Here is a 756-nt window from a genome sequence, read left to right as displayed (position 1 = left end):
CTTCCGGTGCTGCTGAACTGAAAGTAGCTGCTGATATCCTGGTAGAAGATGTAGAAGATATTCACCTTACCCCTGCGGTAAGTGATGCTTATAGCACTCCTTACACCTTTGCACCAGCAACGCTTGATCTGACAATCAAGGATGCGCAGTATCCATTCCCTGCCGGCGATTCCATCAAACTGAGCAGCGTACCGGATAGCGTGAACGAAGGACAGAGTGCCGTAATTACCGCTACTTTACCCAATGGCTGGAAAGCCGGTAAAGCCTGGACGGTGAACCTGACCAAAGATGTGGTGTCATCTACGATTGCAGATAGTCGTTATACCAGTCTCCCTGCTACTATTACCATTGCCAACGGAGCGGATCACGGTGATGCCACCGCTATTCAGACATTGACCAATAATGTGTTTAATGATGAAGGGCTTTTAAATGTAGATGGTAATAAAGGCAATGTAAATATGCCTGCTACCAGCGCCCATATTTATGTTAAAGATCTCACGGACCCTGCGCAGAAGAAACTGACGCTGACGGCTGATAGCTTAACATTGAATGAAGGCAACAGTACCGCGTTCAAAATGTCGTTGCCTGCTGGTTACCGCTCTGCCAGACCAGTGACCATTACCTTAACAACGAAAGTGGCCGGTACAGAAGCAGCTGCAACCGACTTCCAATACCTGCAAACGTCTATCGTATTCCCGAAAGACACAGCAGTATTTACTACTACCGCTGCAGTGATTAAAGCGATCGCAGATCAGA

General features: G+C 47.6%; 1 protein-coding gene. It reads left to right on the top strand.

The features are described from left to right. Positions 1 to 756, top strand: a 756-nt coding sequence (locus AC1DCV_RS35725) for a hypothetical protein (protein WP_477027674.1), incomplete at both ends; no start/stop codon positions are given.

It is taken from the genome of Chitinophaga sp. 10T418, assembly GCF_056394125.1.
The sequence above is the reverse complement of the archived record's forward strand: the minus strand, read 5'-3'. Positions and strand labels throughout refer to the sequence as shown.